The organism is Serratia proteamaculans (assembly GCF_008830365.1).
Classification (GTDB): domain Bacteria; phylum Pseudomonadota; class Gammaproteobacteria; order Enterobacterales; family Enterobacteriaceae; genus Serratia; species Serratia proteamaculans.
This window is the reverse complement of record NZ_WBKI01000001.1, coordinates 1,397,592-1,414,555: the sequence shown is the minus strand read 5'-3', so window position 1 is coordinate 1,414,555 and position 16,964 is coordinate 1,397,592. Positions and strand designations below refer to the sequence as shown.

At 53.0% G+C, this 16,964-nt stretch carries 15 protein-coding genes; 6 read left to right on the top strand and 9 right to left on the bottom strand.

Going from position 1 to position 16,964, the window contains the following annotated elements; translation table 11 throughout:
* Positions 1–71: 71 nt before the first annotated feature.
* Positions 72–281: a hypothetical protein gene (locus F8R23_RS06685; protein WP_012145776.1), complete on the bottom strand. Its 210-nt coding sequence runs from the start codon at positions 279–281 to the stop codon at positions 72–74.
* Between the two features lie 511 nt (positions 282–792).
* The gene (locus F8R23_RS06680; RefSeq protein ID WP_129938308.1) at positions 793–1,176 is read right to left on the bottom strand and encodes a hypothetical protein; all 384 of its coding nucleotides are present in this window, start codon (positions 1,174–1,176) and stop codon (positions 793–795) included.
* Between the two features lie 153 nt (positions 1,177–1,329).
* On the opposite strand from F8R23_RS06680, the gene F8R23_RS06675 reads away from it, so the two are divergent.
* The 3 genes from F8R23_RS06675 (at position 1,330) to dsrB (ending at position 3,240) form a co-directional block, all read left to right on the top strand.
* Positions 1,330–2,196, top strand: a complete 867-nt coding sequence (locus tag F8R23_RS06675; protein WP_151415415.1) for an ion transporter — start codon at positions 1,330–1,332, stop codon at positions 2,194–2,196.
* Between the two features lie 283 nt (positions 2,197–2,479).
* Positions 2,480–2,692, top strand: a complete 213-nt coding sequence (gene cspE, locus F8R23_RS06670) for a transcription antiterminator/RNA stability regulator CspE (protein ID WP_004946278.1) — start codon at positions 2,480–2,482, stop codon at positions 2,690–2,692.
* 347 nt (positions 2,693–3,039) lie between these two features.
* Positions 3,040–3,240 carry a protein DsrB gene (dsrB, locus tag F8R23_RS06665; protein WP_129936728.1) on the top strand — a complete coding sequence of 67 codons (201 nt, stop codon included), beginning with the start codon at positions 3,040–3,042 and terminating at the stop codon, positions 3,238–3,240.
* Positions 3,241–3,476: 236 nt separating this feature from the next.
* On the opposite strand, the gene rcsA is transcribed toward dsrB, so the two are convergent.
* Together rcsA and F8R23_RS06655 are read right to left on the bottom strand one after the other, a co-directional pair.
* Positions 3,477–4,106, bottom strand: a complete 630-nt coding sequence (gene rcsA / locus F8R23_RS06660; RefSeq protein ID WP_099064726.1) for a transcriptional regulator RcsA — start codon at positions 4,104–4,106, stop codon at positions 3,477–3,479.
* 737 nt (positions 4,107–4,843) lie between these two features.
* On the bottom strand, positions 4,844–6,259 hold the full coding sequence (locus tag F8R23_RS06655; protein WP_151415414.1) for a pyridoxal phosphate-dependent decarboxylase family protein: 1,416 nt from the start codon (positions 6,257–6,259) through the stop codon (positions 4,844–4,846).
* A gap of 101 nt (positions 6,260–6,360) precedes the next feature.
* Between F8R23_RS06655 and F8R23_RS06650 the strand changes: the two genes are divergently transcribed.
* Positions 6,361–7,233: a LysR substrate-binding domain-containing protein gene (locus F8R23_RS06650; RefSeq protein WP_129936726.1), complete on the top strand. Its 873-nt coding sequence runs from the start codon at positions 6,361–6,363 to the stop codon at positions 7,231–7,233.
* A gap of 2 nt (positions 7,234–7,235) precedes the next feature.
* Here F8R23_RS06650 and F8R23_RS06645 read toward each other — a convergent pair whose 3' ends face one another.
* A complete protein-coding gene (locus tag F8R23_RS06645; RefSeq protein ID WP_151415413.1) occupies positions 7,236–8,621 on the bottom strand; it encodes a CoA transferase in 1,386 nt (461 codons plus the stop codon).
* 63 nt (positions 8,622–8,684) lie between these two features.
* On the bottom strand, positions 8,685–10,868 hold the full coding sequence (locus F8R23_RS06640; protein ID WP_129936724.1) for a glycoside hydrolase: 2,184 nt from the start codon (positions 10,866–10,868) through the stop codon (positions 8,685–8,687).
* A 515-nt stretch (positions 10,869–11,383) separates the two neighbouring features.
* Here F8R23_RS06640 and F8R23_RS06635 point away from each other — a divergent pair.
* Positions 11,384–12,082, top strand: coding sequence for an MgtC family protein (locus F8R23_RS06635; protein WP_099064721.1), 699 nt, complete (start codon positions 11,384–11,386; stop codon positions 12,080–12,082).
* Between the two features lie 198 nt (positions 12,083–12,280).
* Positions 12,281–14,980: a magnesium-translocating P-type ATPase gene (mgtA, locus tag F8R23_RS06630; RefSeq protein ID WP_151415412.1), complete on the top strand. Its 2,700-nt coding sequence runs from the start codon at positions 12,281–12,283 to the stop codon at positions 14,978–14,980.
* Between the two features lie 31 nt (positions 14,981–15,011).
* Here mgtA and F8R23_RS06625 read toward each other — a convergent pair whose 3' ends face one another.
* The 3 genes from F8R23_RS06625 to F8R23_RS06615 all read right to left on the bottom strand — a co-directional run bounded on the left by F8R23_RS06625 (position 15,012) and on the right by F8R23_RS06615 (position 16,963).
* Positions 15,012–15,785 (bottom strand): DUF3307 domain-containing protein, encoded by a 774-nt coding sequence (locus F8R23_RS06625; RefSeq protein WP_129938302.1) that lies wholly within the window; start codon positions 15,783–15,785, stop codon positions 15,012–15,014.
* Between the two features lies 1 nt (position 15,786).
* Positions 15,787–16,383, bottom strand: a complete 597-nt coding sequence (locus tag F8R23_RS06620; protein ID WP_112349561.1) for a SatD family protein — start codon at positions 16,381–16,383, stop codon at positions 15,787–15,789.
* A 115-nt stretch (positions 16,384–16,498) separates the two neighbouring features.
* Positions 16,499–16,963 (bottom strand): DMT family transporter, encoded by a 465-nt coding sequence (locus F8R23_RS06615; protein WP_129936721.1) that lies wholly within the window; start codon positions 16,961–16,963, stop codon positions 16,499–16,501.
* Position 16,964: the final 1 nt, after the last annotated feature.

Sequence of the window (16,964 nt, the reverse complement as noted above, 5' to 3'; positions counted from 1 at the left end):
GGGGAGAATGTGGATCATTGGGCGGTTTCAACACGGGGAAAGTGGGGCGCCGCCGTAGGGGCGGCATGGGATTAATCGTTGGGCGGGATGCGAAAACCTTTTAGCGAGACGATAAAATGTTCTTTCCCTTTGGAGATTTTGGCACCTCGATCACACCACAGGCTGGCAAGCTGGAAAAAGTCATCGCTGTCGATGTCGTAGGCCAGTTCAATTTTCTTTGCCGTGCCGTAGCGGATCAGCTTTTCTGCTTCCTGGTGGTTTGTTGCTCTAATGGTAGTCATAACGAAATCCTTGGTATTGAGCCAGCGCGGATAATCGTCGACCATGATATGGCTGTATTGTGACAATTTTGTGATAAAAAAATGACAGAGTGTGGACTTGTGGCCTGGAGCATAGCGCTGATGCCATGCTCCAGTAACGCTTGCGTTAACGATCGTATGGACGCAATAGGGTACTTTTCTTCTGTGATTTAAAGTGCTTATACAACGCGAACCCTGAAATGCCGGCTAATGCGGCCAGCAAAAGTAGATATTCAGTCGCCATCTGACAACCCTCCGATAAAGCATGGCTAAGGAGCGGTTATTTGTGACAGTTATCACGTTATGCCGCAATGAGACCATTCTGTAAGACGCCAGGTGACTGATATTCAGAGATAAAAAAAGCGCCTATAGAGAGGCGCATAAAATATTGCAACACAGCTTGTTGTGTTCAGCACCAGGAGGAGTGGTGAACAGGTCGCCATTGTATGAATTGCATGCGGCGGCAGCTATAGGGATAACTCTGAAAGCGCCGCTACCACTGATAACCCATGCTCACGTTGTAATCAGGTTCCTGATCGGTGGAGTAGGGATCTGACTGGCGGCGGCGGTCGGTTTTTTTCACCGGGCCAAGATTCGGGCCGTAATTAAGGGACGAATACGGCTTGGCGCGCGGACGGCTGCAGCCGGGATGATCACATTCCATATCAACGCGAAAACCGGTTTTGTCTTCGGTTTCTGACCACACCACCGGCGGCTTGGCGGCTTTTTTTTCTGGGCCGAGAGCGGTTTGCGGTGCGGGTGCCGGTTTAATGCTGGGTTCCGGTGCGGTGTAGGACAAGTCCAGCGCCTGGGCTGGAGTGCTCAGTATCAACAGAGCGGTGCAGCAAGACGCTGCCAGCGTATGCCATCTCAGCATGGTCAATCTCCCTTTATAGTTACGCAGCGCAACTATAAATCAGACAGACGAGAATTACTATCATTTGTGGTTATTCATCGCTGGCACGGGAGTTGGCGGCATCAATGTTCAGGTCTACTCTATTAGTAACTTCTCTTTATAAGACATCGAACTATGACCACTGACACTGCGGCGTTGAGCCTACGTCAACGCAGCTATCGACTGCTGTTCGACAACCATTCCCGCAGTGGTCGCAGGATGGAGGCTTTTTGGGTCAGCACCGCGTTACTCAGTGTGGTGCTGTTGTTCCTCGAGCCGGGCGGTAGTGCTTTGTACGCTCCGGGCCAGCAAGCCATTTATCTTTTCTTTTACGCCGAGATTATTTTTACCGTTATTTTCACGTGCGAATATTTGCTCCGACTCTGGTGCACGCCACCTGACCAGCACTATGCCCGCAGTTTTTTCGGCGTTGTCGATTTATTGACGGTGTTACCGATGTATATCATCTGGCTGTACCCGCATATGACGGTAGAATTCGTGATGCTACTGCGAGTCGTACGAATACTGCGGGTATTACGGGTGTTGAAGCTGCTGCGTTACATGAGTGAGATGGGCATGATCTGGCGCAGCATCAAGTTGGCGCGTCATAAGCTGGCGATGTTTTTTGGTTTTGTCGCCGTGGTGCTGTGTGTCTTTGGCGGCCTGATGTATGCGGTTGAGGGCGGAAGTGGGGGCTTTACCAGCCTGGCGGCCTCCGTCTATTGGGCGGTAGTGACACTGACCACCGTGGGATACGGTGATATTGTTCCTCATACCCCGCTGGGGCGGTTATTGACCTCGGTGCTGATCCTGTTGGGTTACTCAATCATTGCGGTGCCGACCGGCATTCTGACTGCTTATATGTCACAGGAGTTGCAACGCAACCGCGAAAGGCGAAATTGTGAGCAATGTCAACGAGGTGGCCACGAGACGGATTCTGCATTTTGTAAATTTTGCGGCAGCCGGCTCCCTCCGTTAACGGGGAAATGCAGCCAGAAATGATTAAAAATCGAGCTAAATGGTTTAAATCCTGCGCGTTTGGTCCCGTTTCCACCGAGGGGCTTATAAAAAGAGTTGCTATTAAAGTCCCATCGTGAGTTAATGCTTCTCGGCCTGTGGTACAGACCTATTTATGCACGACATTTTGAGTAAAGTAGTTCAAATTTAAAGCGTTATCCTAGATAGCACTTCACTGACGAATTTCCTTTCTAGTGCCTCCATAAGTAACTGATGACCGGCTATTTCTTGCCCATGGTGGCGTAAATTTAATATTGTAGGAATTAACATGTCTAACATGATCAAAGGTCAAGTGAAGTGGTTCAACGAGTCTAAAGGTTTCGGTTTCATCACTCCAGCAGACGGCAGCAAAGATGTGTTCGTACACTTCTCTGCTATCCAGGATCAAGGCTTCAAGACCCTGGCTGAAGGCCAGAACGTACAGTTCTCTATCGAGAACGGTGCTAAAGGTCCGTCAGCGGCTAACGTTACCGCTATCTAATCGGCCTCTCGCTGATTAATAAAAACCCGCCAAGGCGGGTTTTTTTGTGTCTGTCATTCGCCACAGGCAAAAAAAAGCCCGCAAGTCTGCGGGCAAAAGTTCCTTGTTACTTCTTCATTTGCAGGTACTTCTCTGGGGGGGAAGCACCAGGCAACAGACTACCCGTTGCGCGCTTAAGATTCTGCCGACAAAACGTTAAGAAAGTGAAAAAGCCGCATGCCGGATGGCCTGCTACGCTTGTAGGAAGACGCTATGCGGGTGATCAGCGGATTAACTGGTGGTGCACGGTATTTTTCTCACCTCATTGTGTAATACACTGACATCAATGATAAATGATGGGACAAGGTATGAAAGCTAACGATCTGGTAACGGTAAAAACTGACGGTGAGCAGCGACGCGAAGGAGTGATCCTGGCGGTGGAAGAGTTTAATGAGGGGATCATGTACCTGGTGTCCTTGCCAGACTATCCAGCCGGTGTATGGTTCTTTAACGAGATAGACAGCCGTGACGGTACCTTTGTTGAGCTACGGCAGGGGGTACCCAAGTAACCTTGGGGGAAACGGCAATACCTCTCCAGCACATTAATTTAATTCGCAAGGTTTACGGCAGGCAATTATTCCGGAGCGGTAGGAATAATCCATTTATTACTGCGGGAATACCCGTCGCGGCCGAGAATTTCGTCGCGAGCAGGTATTTAGGTTATTTAAATGTGTGATATCCAGCACGATGGGCTGAACGACATTTAAAACCAACGTTTAGCAGAGTACACGACAAAGCTGTCCATCTAGCGGCTATTGACAAATATCCCACTGGTCAGCGTGTCGGTTAAACGAACAACATGGTAAATAATCTGCTTGTTGTGCGTTTTAATTTTTCTTTTGATATTTCCCTTATGGGAAGAGACCGTTTTCGCTTTAATTTGCATCTGGTCGGATATCTGGATGGTGCCCTGACCCGACATCCACATACGTAACATGTTGGACTCGGTTTGGCTCAGCGTAACGGGTGTCTGATCAAAAGAAGTTTTTTCAGTGCGGGGTACTTTTCTCTCCAGATAGTGACTAAGTAGTTGATTCATAGTCTCTGGTTTGATTGATTTTGACGAGATGATGACATTTTTACGAACATATAAATAATCGTCAAAATGTACGTTGGTAATAGCCATAAAGATGAAGAATAAAGTGTCCGGGTGCAGAGAGATCACCCCTTTTATACGTTCCGTCGCGTTCGCTTCGTGTATAAAACAGTCTTCATTAATAAATACCAGACTAGGCTTCAACTTGCTGCATTTTTCATGTAGATCGTCGATGTCATTAATAGCATTAATCTGGCGTTTTTTTACTCCATGTGTTGTCAGGTAGTCTGTTAAACCTAATCTGGTATAGCTGCATGAATCCATAATGATCGTTGGCATATCTCACCCCCACTTAAATCCGTTTTACCGCGGTAACAAAAAGAAAAAGCCTGAAGCCTAAAAGGCAAAAAAGTACAAAAAAATCACGTATAGGAATGTTCTATCAATAAATACGGCGGTACTCAACGATATTTTCTTTCTAAACTAATTAGCGATGTGAACCTATAAGTTTAGCTTAAGTCAGAATAATCCGCTGCCGCAGAGGTTTCGGGGCTGTAACGTCAATTGGTGCTTGAGCCGCGCGCCTGCTGGTATCTTTATCGTCGAATCTGCTCATCATGTCACGAAACGAAATTTTTGATTGCTAGGAAAATTCTTAAAAAAAATTCATGTGTTGTTTTTTTAACATTTTTTAGCCTATTTCGTCATCAGTTTGAATGTCGAACAGTATGAATGATTTTATTTTTTATAATATTATCATAAGTTTATGCTTTATTTGTTTGGTTCTGATAATGATAATTCTTTCATTCCTTATCACTTGTGATAATCAATAATCACATTAAGTTAACATTAATTCATTTTTTTGTTGCAAAAAACGGTCATATAACAACGAGTTGATGTAACTAATCGTGCTGTACTCACAGATGTGAAAAATGTCAGCGAGTGATTAATTGGTTTTTCTGAACTATTTAGTCACCACGAAAAGTTGTCTACTCTTGGTGGTGAGAAAAGGTTTACATTTGCTGGCAGTAACAAAAACAGAGAGGCGTGTCTAAAGGTGCCCTTAACTTTTCCCGTCAGTGTGGTTCTGCAAGGCAGTGCTGCATCGATTCCAACGCCAGATGAATATCGCTTTCTTGTGTCATCCAATTGACCAGCGCAGCCCGGATCCCCGGTTGCCCGTTATAAAGGGTAGGGGTACAGCGTACCACGCCGTGTCGATCGAGACGGGCGATAAAGCGATCGCGTGCAGCAACGGCATCTCCCTCAATGTTCTTCAGTGCAAAGCACACCACGTTCAGATTGACCGGTGCCAGCAGGCGGAAACCCTCGCTGGCCGCCAGCGCAGTGCCCAACAGTTGCGCCAATTGGACATTGCGCTCAACCATGTCCTGCATGCCACTGCGGCCATAGGCTTTTAGCGCCAACCACAACGGTAGGGCGCGGAAACGTCGCGAGTTTTCCGGCGTCAGGTGGAGGTAGTTGTCTGACCGCAGCGTCGGCGCTTCCAGATAAGCCGAATGGTTTTGAAAGACCTGCATCTGTAACGCCAGATGACGGCTGAATTGGATCGCGCTGTCGTAGGGCACATTCAACCATTTATGCGCATCGACAGTAATCGAGTCCGCCTGCTCCCAACCGGTTAACCGGGGAGCATAGCGCGGTGAGCAGGCCGCTACGCCGCCAAAGGCCGCATCAACGTGTAACCAGAACGGGTAGCGTTCGCGCAGCGCCAGCAGGTGCGGCAGGTCGTCGAAGGTTACAGTGTTCACCGTTCCGGCGCTGGCCAGCACCAGAGTGGGAGCGCCGATGCTGGCGGCAAGATGTCTTTCCAACGCGACAGGGTCAATAGCTTCACTATCCGGCAGGTTGTCGATAATTTTCAAGGCGTCACGGCCAATGCCGAGCATGCTGAGCGCTTTTACGCTGCTGGAGTGTGCGTTTGCTGACAGCACCTGTACCGGGCCCAATGCCGTCACTCCCTGTTCAGCGACATCAATACCGCGTTGCTGGCCCAGCCACTGACGACCGATGGCCATGCCGACAAAGTTGGCCATGGTGGCCCCGCTGACAAAACTGCCGTTGAACACCTCCGGCAAACCCAGCAAATTTTTTAGCTGCGTAATGGTTGCCAGTTCGATTGCTGCGGCAACAGTATCGTGACTTAACTGACTATTTTGGTCGACAGTGCTAACCAGCCAGTCTGCCGCCAATGCGGCCGGGGTTGAGCCGCCGGTAACAAAGCCAAAATAACGTGGCCCGGCGCTGGCAGAGAGACCCTCGGCATAGCGCAGCCAGAAATCGTCCAGTGCTGCCAGCGCACCGTCACCCTCATCAGCCAACCTGTCATCACCCGGTTGCAGTTGCTGTGAAGCCAGGGGAGGGCAAACCGGGCGCTGTTGCAATCCGGCAAGGAAGCCCTCGGCCAAATGGCGGGTACGTTCGAGTATCTGTGGAAACTGGTCAAGATCCTGCTGTAAACGTGGGTGCATGGGTGACTCCGGTTATCAAGGGGTAAGGGTGACAGCCTAGATCATTTGCTTTGCAACGAAAATCGATGAAAAATACCCCTTTTGGATAGCAGGGCTAACCAATGTTCAATGAACGTATTCCACTGCACATCCTGCCGACCTTTGTGATTGCCGCCCGGTTGGAAAATCTGCGCGCTACCGCCCAGCAGGTGCATCTTACCCATGGCGCCGTCAGCCAGCAGATCCAGCAGTTGGAACAGGCGATCGGCTGTCCGTTGTTTGAGCGGCAGGGCCGTGGATTGCGTCTGAATACTGCCGGTCGTGAGCTGTTGGCGGTTGCAGAGCCGGCTCTGCAGGCGTTGCAGCAGGGCGTTAACCGGGTCAGGCGAATTGCACAAAGCCAGGCACTGCGTATCAGCGTACTGCCCTCTTTCGCGCATTACTGGTTGATGCCGCGCTTGCCGTCTTTTCACGCAGCCTGCGCCGATATTGCGCTGGATATTGATGCATCGTTGGCGGTGCAGGATTTGGTACGTAAAGGGTTCGACGCGGCCATTCGTCTTGGCAATGGTCAATGGGCAGATATGCAGGCACAGCGTATTGCCTCCGGAGAGGTGGTGCCGGTGGCGACTCCGGCGTTGGCTCATCAGTGGCAGGTGGCTTTCAACAGTGGGGCGTCAGATGTGCCGCTGCTGGAACACGATGTTACGCCTTGGCGCAGTTGGTTCTCGGCGCAGCAGCAACGAGATAAGGCTCGGCCATTGGCACTGTTCAATGACGCGGGATTATTGATCCGCGCCGCCGAACAGGGGTTTGGCATCGCGTTGGTGAAAAAGCTGTTGGTGAGCGATGCGTTGGCAGAAGGCCGATTGGTGGCACTGGCTCAGCCACGGCATCTGGATCAGGTAGATTTTTATCTGGTTTGGCCGCAGACCGCCGGGTTGACGCCGGCGGTCGAGGCGTTATTACACTGGTTGCAGCGCCAATTGGCCTGAGATCAGCGGCGTAGCCATTCTGGCTGCGAGCTGCCAAGGTGGGTTGCGGGCAGTGCCCAGAGCAGTGCCGTGCCGGTTAACTGCAGTGGTGGGAGCAGGCGCTGTGCTGGGCCCCAGTGGGTCAGTTCGGTTTCCAGGTTTTCATCTGCAGGAGTGACCACCGCCAGTGGGGTCAACGGATAGTGTTGCGGATAGGGATGATCGGACAACAGTTGTGCCGTTCGTGCCAGAGACAGCCGGGCGCTGTAGCCGGTACCCTGTTGCAGGCGTTGGCGTAGACCGTGCAGAACTGCCGTCGCCATCAGATAGCCGGTGGCATGATCCAGTGCCTGTACCGGCAGCGGCACCGGAATGGCGGCATTTTTCCATGCCATACCCGACTCTGCCAGGCCACAGCTCATTTGTACCAGGCTGTCGAAACCGCGCCGTCCTCGCCACGGGCCGCTCCAGCCATAGGCGTTCAGGCAAACGTCGATCAATCCCGGCGACAGCGCGCGTCGCTGCTCAGCACCATAACCCAACTTTTCCAGCGCGCCGGCGCGGTAGCCGTGAACGATAACGTCGGCGTTTTTCAGTAAATGTTCAAAGGTGTGGCGATCGTGAGCATTTGCCAGGTTCAAGCGCGCACAGCGCTTGCCGAGGATCACTTCATGTTCGACGCCGGGTTCATCCCAACCGTAAGGATCAATACGTAATACGTCGGCACCCAGCCCGGCAAGAAAACGGGTGGCTACCGGTCCGGCGATAATTCGCGTCAGATCCAACACGCGGACGCCGTGCAGCGGTCTGGCAGAGGGGAGTGTCCAGCCTGCGGGGGGAGCTTCCGCTTGCTGCTGCTGATGGATCAGTGGCTCCAGCGCAACGCTTTTTCCCTGAATATGTTGTCGCCATGCCTCGGTCGAACGCATTTCAGCCGCGCAGCCACCGGCCTCTATGACTGCCTGCTCCAGTTCGCCTTTTTCCCATGTCTGCACTTTTTGCGCCAGTCGGTTTCTATCCTGATGTGGGCCCAGTACCTGTTCTACGGCTTTGCGGTGATGGGGGGCATTGGTATGCAGACGGATCCAGCCGTCACGGGTAGCGTAGTCACCTGCCAGCGCGTCCCAGGCGGCCGGTAATGGCCATCCCAGTGGTCGCAATGTCCAGCCAAACCACAGTGATGCCAGCCGGCTGTCGACAAACACCTGCGGCACACCGCCCTGATTTTGTTGCAGCAGTTGGGCACAGGCCAGCCCGGAAGCACTCCAGCAGGCGGTTGCCAGTTCGGTGACCGGGAATGCGCTGTTCAGAGCGCCTTCACCGCTGATGGTCAACGGGATCTCAGGGATTGCGCTGTGGCCCAGGCTTTGCCCGATCTCTGCCAGCAGTGTTTGAGTAAGGCTATCCATCATCAACTCCAGGTTGCCGGTCGGGGAGACTGTGTCTAGCCTAGTTCACCCCGACTGGAGTTGCTATGGCGTGATGTTGAGGATGCGACCGTCCGCCAGTTTGGCACGCAGGCTATGGGCAGCTATGCCGTCGAATGCTTGTTGGCCAAAGTTGGCCGTCAGGATTGAACCATCGCTGAACGTGGTTTGCTGCACCCATCCAGCCTGATCTCGCCAACGGAAATCGGTCAGCGCCTTATCCCATAGAGCCTGATGCAACGGACGGAAGGCGGCATCAGCCTGTTTAATGTGTGGCAAACGTGCATGAAGAGTAGCGCGGCTGAGATGGAACATCGGTGCGGTGTTGTACAATTGGCTTAACAGGCTGCGGGTCGTTTTAACGTCGCTGAATTTCAGATTATCGTAATTCCAGTGGTGGCTGCTGATCACCGCGTCGTGAAACACCGCCTGATACATGGGCAGGCGATAACGCGGATCGAACTCCACGGTGCGATAGGGTTCTTTTACCTTGGCCGGGCTGAAGAAGAAGGCTGGTTGGGCGTTGGGCCACCAGGCACCCAGGTAATAAGGCGAGGATTTATCCTGATTCATCTGCTTATCGCGCCAGCCAAAACCCCAGGTTTCCATGCCGTGGGCAAACATGATGTGACGTGCAGTTACCGCATTGCCGTCCTCAGAACCGAGTGGCAGTTTAAGCGTATTGCTGAACCAGGCCAGACGAGCATTGCGGGCCTGTGCCATCTGCGCTGCACCGGTTGGGTGTCCGGGTCGATAGTCGTCGGAGACCATCCCGGTGCCATCAACGTCAAGGAACAGGCTGTTTAGCCCGGCTAACTGCACCAGTTCGCGCATACGTTGCTGAGAATAAGGCAGCACGCAACCCGGATTCAGGTAGTAGCCCTGCTTGCCGAAACCGGGTTTTTTACTGCCGTCAGCGCGCACGATAGCGCATTCCTCACGTAGCGTTGTCGGCAGTTGGGCCGTCAGCCAGCTGTCATTGACTCCACGTGGAATGGCGGTGTCATAAGAATCGTAGCTGGCAATCAGATAGCCCGATTTTTTGGCACTCTCTACGGCCTGTGGGTGCAGAAATTCGGCGGTCCAGTTGTCGGTACCCAGCCACAGACGGGGCAGGCCGGCCTGGTGCAGCGCCTCGACCAGCGGTTTTGCCAACCCCTGACCCCAGCTATCCGCCGGTGCGAGGTAATCTCCAAGCTGTCGCTGTGCCCATTCCCTGACGTGAGTGGCCTGTTGGCGTTGTGCCTGCAGGAAATCGGCATCATCCGGTGTCGCCTTGAGGGGCGTCAGCGCCACCAATGCCTGATTAATCGCGTCAATGAGTGCTTGCTGTTGCCAGGATTCTGGTATTTTCCCTGCCAGTTTTTGCACGGTTTTTTGGCTGTCGGCATCCATTTTTTGCCACAGGACTTCACCGGTTGGCGATACCAGCCAGGCAAGCAGCCCCGGCCAATTCTTCACGTCAGCCGGTGCCAACAGCTTGTCGCCCCACAGATAAATATGCGTGGCGCCAATCAGTTTTTCACCCTCTGGCGCAATACGGATTTTATCGCGCAGGCTGCTGAACTGACCGCTTTGCTGCAAATACTCGCGATAACGGCGAGCCCCGGACAGCGGGGTGCGACCCACGTGCAGTAATACCTCGAAGGCCTGCTGTTGATTAAAACGGTTGAACTGATGGCTGCTGCGCATAGTGAGGCGATCTTTGGTGCTGGCGAAGCTGACCTGATTACTGAATGGGGTAAGCAATAACCAGCTGTATACCTTGTCCTGTTGTTGTTGGCTCCACAGCGGCAGTTTCAGATCCCAGTTGGTGTCCAGCGGCGTCATCTCTTTTACCAGGTAGTGCTGCCAGGCGGTGTTATCTAATGGAATGCGGCTGCCTTCGCCAATCGGTAACAACAGAGTGGCCGTCTGTGGCGGCAGGGTGAACCAGTCCAGCGTTTGCGCCCGGCTGCTGCTGAAACTCAGGCGTAGATCGCCGCCTTCCAGCCTGGCGGTGATCTGTATGTCACTATTGGGCCATTGCCAGCTTGCCTGGGTGAGCGTGCTCTGCAGACCAGCCACGGTTTGCTTGCTCTGCGCCTGGTTGGCCAGGATGTTATCGGTGGTTACCTGTAACGTGGCAGGATCAATGTCGAAACGGGCTTCTCCCTGCTGTAAAAGCAGGGCCTGGGCAGGGAAACCGGCAAGCAGGGCGAGGCTGAAGGAGAGGCGAAGCGTGTTCATCGAATAGGTTGTCCTTAGGGATGATTGTCCTGCTGAGATTTCATTTTATCGGTAATTAACGGACTGCCCAATGCTAAATATTTATAATCGTGTGCCGCTTCAAATATACGGAATTACTGAGTTTAATTTTCGTTTAATAAATTCGCCTTTACATCATCACTCCACGTCACTATACTCAGCCAAAATTTCAGTGAGGAAACACAATTGGACAGTTTTAGTTGCAGTGATATAAACAAGGCAAGCTGACCAATCCTATTCTGATTTGTTGCTTGCCGAAAACGGCGGGCAGCACCCCTCTCAAGTTATTCCGAGCTGTGCAAACCCGAATCTTATTGTTGTCCCTGCTGCCTAATGGCATCGGGTGAATTGATTTGGACGCTATTATGGCCATTTTCAGCCACAGCCTATTCCCTCCAGGCACTGATACGCTCAACCGCTGATCTATTATCAGCGCGATTTCGCGTGTGCTAAAAAGCACATGATTTTATCTCCTGCAGTTATTTAAGGGGAAAGTCATGGCTATGACTCCTTTTGTTTTAAATTTATTACTGGCGATGAGCCTGGGCGCAGTTATTGGCGCTGAACGGCAGTGGCGCCAGCGTATGGCCGGCCTGCGCACTAATGCGTTGGTGGCCACCGGTGCGGCGGTATTTATTCTCAGTTCCATGTCTACCGATCCTTCCAGCGCCGGGCGGGTTGCTGCACAAATTGTCTCCGGTATCGGCTTTTTGGGGGCCGGGGTCATCATGCGTGAAGGGCTGAATATTCGCGGTTTGAATACCGCCGCTACGTTGTGGTGCTCGGCGGCAATTGGCGTGCTGTGCGGCCTGGGTGAGTATTGGAATGCAGTGTTGGCGACGCTGGTGATCCTGTGCGCGAATATCCTGCTGCGTGAAGCGGCGCAGCGCATCAATCTGCAACCCCAGCAACAGGCAACCGATCTGGAGGTCTGCTACCGCATTCAGGTTACCTGCGGCGAGCAGGATGAAATACTGGTACGTACCCTGATATTGCAGGCGCTGAATGGTGTGGCATTAAGATTACAATCCCTGCGCAGTGCAGATATTTCCATTCCGGGCCAACTCGAGGTTTGTGCAGAAATAACGGCAAACCCCTCAGTCCAAAAGGAAATAGAAGGCATTGTCTGCCGCGTCAGTCTGGAAAAGAGCGTTAGCGCGGTACGCTGGCGTATCGCTTCTGAATTACCCGTTTAAGTATTGATTAATATTCACTGTATTCAGTGATAAGGAGGCGTCATGGACGGTGACCCCGAAAGCTTAATGACTCAGCGTATCTGGCGCGTGAATAAAGCGCGTTAATTACGCCAATAAAATAAATTCCACTCTGTGCTTATTCACCTGTTAGTCGGGCGGGGTAACCCTGTGCGCAGAGTAAAATAAGAGAATAGCGTTATGACTTATATTAACGAAGCCGTACGTCGTCGTGATAAAAAAACGACGTCTTATGTCATCGCCCAAGAGGCGAAAAACAGCGTTGATCAAACGCTGGCCAATTTAAAATGTAACCGCAATGGCTTAACTCAGGACGATGTGGTCGAACGTCTGGAGCAGTTTGGTGTTAATCAGGTCGCTCATGAGAAAGCGCCACACGCGCTGGTGCAGCTAATCGCTGCATTTAATAACCCGTTTATCTTTGTGCTGATGGTGCTGGCTGCGATCAGTTTCTTTACCGACTACTGGTTGCCCGCTCAGCGCGGTGAAGAAACTGAACTTACCGGCGTGATCATCATACTGGTGATGGTGTCACTCAGTGGGTTACTGCGTTTTTGGCAGGAATACCGAACCAACAAAGCGGCAGAAACGCTGAAATCCATGGTGCGCACCACCGCCACGGTCCTGCGCCGCAGCAGCTACAGCGCGCAGCCGTTGACGCTGGAAGTACCGATCCGCGAGTTGGTGCCGGGCGATATTATTAAGCTCTCTGCCGGCGATATGATACCGGCGGACGTGCGTTTGCTGGCCTCACGCGATTTGTTTATCAGTCAGGCGATCCTCACCGGGGAGGCGATCCCGATCGAGAAATACGATGCGATGGGCAACGTCAGCCAAAAATCGAGCGAGGACGAAGTTTCCAGTGAGCATGCGCTGCTGGAATTGTCGAACATCTGCCTGATGGGTACCAACGTCGCCAGCGGGACGGCCACCGCGGTAGTCGTGGCGACCGGAGGCCACACCTATTTTGGTTCGCTGGCAAAGTCGATTGTCGGTTCTCGTTCGCAAACCGCGTTTGATCGCGGGGTGAACAGCGTCAGTTGGCTGCTGATCCGCTTTATGTTGGTGATGGTGCCCATCGTCTTGCTGATCAACGGGTTTACCAAAGGTGACTGGAGCGAAGCGGCGCTGTTTGCCCTGGCGGTTGCTGTCGGGCTGACGCCAGAGATGCTGCCGATGATCGTCAGTTCTAACCTGGCGAAGGGCGCTATTGCCATGTCACGGCGTAAAGTGGTGGTCAAACGGTTGAATGCCATTCAGAACTTTGGCGCGATGGACGTGCTGTGTACTGATAAAACCGGCACCTTGACTCAGGATCGCATCATCCTCGAACACCATCTGGACGTCAGCGGCGTCAGAGATAATGAGGTATTGCATCTGGCCTGGTTGAACAGCGTCCACCAGAGCGGGATGAAAAACCTGATGGATCAGGCGGTGATCCGCTTTGGGCGTGGCAAACCGGGTATTGAAGCTTTGGGCCGCTTCAGCAAGGTCGATGAGCTCCCCTTTGATTTTGTACGTCGCCGTCTGTCAATTGTGGTGGCAGATGAAAACAACCAACAGCGCCTGATTTGCAAAGGGGCGGTGGAGGAAATGCTGGAAATCGCTACCCATGTCCGTGACGGGCAGCAGATTGTCCCGCTGGATCCGGCGCGGCGTGAGACGCTGCAAGCGCTGGCCGCCCAGTATAATGAAGACGGCTTCCGCGTGTTGGTGCTGGCGACCCGCGAACTGGGGGAACAGAAACACGCCTTGCCGCTGAGCGTAGCCGATGAGCGTGATATGGTGATCCAGGGCGTACTGACGTTCCTCGATCCACCGAAAGAGAGCGCGCAAGAAGCGATAGCCGCTTTGCAGGAAAATGGCGTGGCGGTGAAGGTGTTGACCGGTGATAACCCGGTGATCACCTGCAAGATTTGCCGTGATGTTGGGCTGGAGCCCGGCGAGCCGCTTTCTGGCCCGCAAATTGCCGAAATGGACGACGTCACGTTGGCACGTGAAGTGGAACAGCGCACGGTGTTTACCAAACTGACGCCGCTGCAGAAGTCGCGCGTGTTGAAGATGTTGCAGGCGAATGGCCATACCGTCGGTTTCCTCGGCGACGGTATTAACGATGCGCCGGCGCTGCGTGATGCCGACGTGGGTATTTCCGTGGATACCGGTACCGATATTGCCAAGGAGTCGGCGGACATCATTTTGCTGGAAAAAAACCTGATGGTGCTGGAAGAGGGGGTGATCAAGGGACGCGAGACCTTCGGTAATATCATCAAGTATCTGAACATGACTGCCAGCTCCAACTTCGGCAACGTGTTTTCGGTGTTGGTCGCCAGCGCATTTATTCCGTTCCTGCCGATGCTGGCGATCCACCTGCTGATCCAGAACCTGATGTACGATATTTCCCAACTGTCGCTGCCATGGGACAAGATGGACAAAGAGTTCCTGCGTAAACCGCGCAAGTGGGATGCGAAAAACATTGGCCGCTTTATGCTGTGGATTGGGCCGACATCGTCCATCTTCGATATCACTACCTATGCGCTGATGTGGTTCGTGTTTGCCGCCAACAGCGTAGAGCATCAGGCTTTGTTCCAGTCAGGGTGGTTTATTGAGGGGTTACTGTCGCAAACGCTGGTGGTACATATGTTGCGTACCCAGAAAATCCCGTTCATTCAGAGCACCGCAGCATTGCCGGTTCTGCTGACCACGATATTGGTGATGGCACTGGGTATCTATCTGCCATTCTCACCGCTTGGCGCTTTGGTTGGGCTGCAGCCGCTGCCGTGGGAATACTTCCCATGGCTGGCCGGCACGTTGGTCAGCTACTGCGTAGTGGCTCAGTTGATGAAGCGTTTCTATATTCGTCGCTTCGGCGAGTGGTTGTAATTATTGCAGAAAAGGGCGAATAGCCTCGCCCCTAGAGTAATTTTTTCACCAGCAGACCGAGCATGATGGTCAGCGTAAAGGAAAACAGCGTACCGAGCAGCACATACTCGGTACGCATTTTGTCATCACTCTGCCGCAAGTCGCCAAAGCGAAAGATCGACTTGGCCGCCAGCAAAAAACCGACCGCTGGTATCTGCCCGATCAGCACGAAAGTCAGGATCAGCGTCCTTTCCAGATAACCTATTTGTTTGCCCGCACGTAACAGTGAATCGTTATCCGCTTTGGCCGAGGGCGGCATCTGTGGCGTCCAGTGCGCCAGTAATTGGCCAATCAGAATGCCCATAGGCATATAAATCAATAAATAAGCCAACAGTACCAGCCCTGGTTGCCAGCCGGTGACGGCGGCCGCCAGTGCGCTAAGCAGGCCGTGAGTGTTCGGCGTGAAAGACAGCCACAGCAGAATAATCACCGTCAGATGCAGGCCTTGATCGAGCAGAAAACCACTGGCCTGGCTGAGGCGCGTTAATAGAGTGACTTTCAGCAGATCGATCAGCCAGTGGCTGATGGCGATAACCGGCAGGGTGGCTAACACCTGGGAAGCGGATAGACCGCCATGCCACAGAGCAAAACCAGCCACGGCGCAGCCAGCCAGTATGCCGTGCAGCAAGGCGTGTACGAGCAGAAAGCGGGAACCAGCGCGGCGACGGATCTTATCCTCTACCCAACGAGGCGACTGTAGCGGAAAGTCGGCAAGCAAGTGGGCGATCAGCAACCAGACCAGCAACGGCGCGTAGCTCAAATCCATATCAGGTAATCCTGTTAATTGCGTTAATAAATCGCATGATTTCCTCGTAGGCCGCGCGTTTGAGCGTTGCGGAGACCGTGGAGGCGGCCTTCTGCAATTTTTCCGCCACCTCCTGGCTGGTGGTGGCGAAGATGCGCGCCTGGACGATCTGCGCTTCGGTCTGCGAGAGACGGCTAACCACATGATCTAACATTGGCAACAGATCGCTGACAATGGCATTTGTCTGGTCATTATCATTTTTCAGAGCCAGCCGGCAATTTTTCATCAGGCCATCCAGCGCCTGACCCGAATTCACAAAGGCGCTGCCATAGCCGGCGGTATCTGCCTGCGCAGTGCCCAGACCTACGGCGACGCGGGCATCCCAGTGTGGCGAGTCCATGGCTTTGAGCGCAATGCGGATATATACCGCCAGCAGCAAACCGGATTGCGGTTCCGCCACGGCCTGAAAGGCATCACCGCGGAAAATCTCGAACGCCTGAATAAGCTTAGCCTGTTGCAGTTGGCTAAGCAGGGCATTTAACTCGCTGATGTAGTGAGTGGTGTCTAACCGACGGGAGTTAACCAAATCGCCGGTGATTACGCTGACTTGTGCTGCCATGCCTTTTTCTACTCTGAAGCGATGAATTATCCGTAAAGTTCGCATCTAAATACGAATATGTCAATTATTCGTATCTTAATGCGAATTTAATAATTATTCGTATCCAGAGGCGAAATTAACCCAGTAATTTAATGCGCTCATGTATCAGCGTCATCAGGGGTTTTTCCATCCTGGCCAAATAGACGCCCAGCAGGATCAGGCCCACGCCGAGTATCTGCAACCCGGCAGACCCATTGCTGTCGCGCAGGCGGTCGATAACGACCCCTGCCAACATCTGGCCACTGATAATCAACAGTGCAGCGCGCAGGGTACCGAGACGCGGCAGCACATAGCTGTTCAAGGCGACAAACAGCGCGCCGATAAGCCCGCCAAGATAGGCTCCCCAGGGAGCCTGGCCAAAGAAGTCACCATTGAAGCCGCCGACCATTGCCAACAGTAGGCTGAGGAACAGAAAACCGACGATGTGGTTGCAGAGCGAGGCTGAGAAAGCGCCGCGATCCAACGCCAGACGGCCGTTGACCGCGCGGCTGATGCTGATGCAAACGCCATTGAACAATGCGAGGAGTACCAAAGTGATCATG

Bases quoted from the DNA above. Each gene is read 5' to 3' on its own strand.
- F8R23_RS06685 (WP_012145776.1), bottom strand. From the start codon at position 281: ATGACTACCATTAGAGCAACAAACCACCAGGAAGCAGAAAAGCTGATC.
- F8R23_RS06680 (WP_129938308.1), bottom strand. From the start codon at position 1,176: ATGCTGAGATGGCATACGCTGGCAGCGTCTTGCTGCACCGCTCTGTTG.
- F8R23_RS06675 (WP_151415415.1), top strand. From the start codon at position 1,330: ATGACCACTGACACTGCGGCGTTGAGCCTACGTCAACGCAGCTATCGA.
- cspE (WP_004946278.1), top strand. From the start codon at position 2,480: ATGTCTAACATGATCAAAGGTCAAGTGAAGTGGTTCAACGAGTCTAAA.
- dsrB (WP_129936728.1), top strand. From the start codon at position 3,040: ATGAAAGCTAACGATCTGGTAACGGTAAAAACTGACGGTGAGCAGCGA.
- rcsA (WP_099064726.1), bottom strand. From the start codon at position 4,106: ATGCCAACGATCATTATGGATTCATGCAGCTATACCAGATTAGGTTTA.
- F8R23_RS06655 (WP_151415414.1), bottom strand. From the start codon at position 6,259: ATGCACCCACGTTTACAGCAGGATCTTGACCAGTTTCCACAGATACTC.
- F8R23_RS06650 (WP_129936726.1), top strand. From the start codon at position 6,361: ATGTTCAATGAACGTATTCCACTGCACATCCTGCCGACCTTTGTGATT.
- F8R23_RS06645 (WP_151415413.1), bottom strand. From the start codon at position 8,621: ATGGATAGCCTTACTCAAACACTGCTGGCAGAGATCGGGCAAAGCCTG.
- F8R23_RS06640 (WP_129936724.1), bottom strand. From the start codon at position 10,868: ATGAACACGCTTCGCCTCTCCTTCAGCCTCGCCCTGCTTGCCGGTTTC.
- F8R23_RS06635 (WP_099064721.1), top strand. From the start codon at position 11,384: ATGGCTATGACTCCTTTTGTTTTAAATTTATTACTGGCGATGAGCCTG.
- mgtA (WP_151415412.1), top strand. From the start codon at position 12,281: ATGACTTATATTAACGAAGCCGTACGTCGTCGTGATAAAAAAACGACG.
- F8R23_RS06625 (WP_129938302.1), bottom strand. From the start codon at position 15,785: ATGGATTTGAGCTACGCGCCGTTGCTGGTCTGGTTGCTGATCGCCCAC.
- F8R23_RS06620 (WP_112349561.1), bottom strand. From the start codon at position 16,383: ATGGCAGCACAAGTCAGCGTAATCACCGGCGATTTGGTTAACTCCCGT.
- F8R23_RS06615 (WP_129936721.1), bottom strand. From the start codon at position 16,963: ATGATCACTTTGGTACTCCTCGCATTGTTCAATGGCGTTTGCATCAGC.